Annotated in this window: 1 protein-coding gene; it reads right to left on the bottom strand. The window is 37.8% G+C overall.

Features of this window, described 5'->3' with window-relative positions:
* A partial coding sequence (locus ACFPOH_RS10825) for a transposase (RefSeq protein WP_390309642.1) occupies positions 1-654 on the bottom strand: 654 nt, incomplete at both ends.

Here is a 654-nt window from a genome sequence, read left to right as displayed (position 1 = left end):
TATCATGAATATTCGCTCCCGTTACCTTGGTAGCTAAGACAAAGCCTTTTGCATCACAGGCGGTATGAAAAGAATAGGCAAACATCTTTTCCCGTTCATCTTTTACGTAATAGCCACTATCAGGATCGGTTGTACTGACCTTTATTTCCTTGGTTTCTTCATTCTCTTTCGGGGGAAAGGGCTTTTTTCCATGGTTTTCACGGTCTTGGTTAATCTCTAACTCTAATTGCGCTTGATAGCTTTTTGTTTCTGCCCGGACAATTTTCTTATCGAACTTCTTTTTATTGGCGCTCGCTTTGACATGTGTTGAATCAATAAAGGCAACAGATGCATCCACTAATCCTTTATTCATCGCTTCTTTTAAAATACGATAAAAAATCTGTTCAAATAAATCAGTACCTTGAAAACGACGAACATAATTCTTGCCGAACGTTGAAAAATGAGGAATTTTCTCTGTGAAACCATATCCTAAGAACCATCGATACGCCACGTTGGTTTCAATTTCTTTGATCGTTTGACGCATGGATCGAATACCAAATAAATACTGCACAAAGACCATTTTAATGAGCACAACAGGATCAATACTAGGCCTTCCGTTATCTAGGCAATAGGTATCTTTGACAAGATCGTAAATAAAATCAAAGTCTATGGCTT

The organism is Ureibacillus suwonensis, assembly GCF_042655065.1.
Lineage (GTDB): Bacteria > Bacillota > Bacilli > Bacillales_A > Planococcaceae > Ureibacillus > Ureibacillus suwonensis.
Note: the sequence above shows the minus strand (reverse complement) of the source record. Positions and strands in the feature narration are given on the sequence as shown.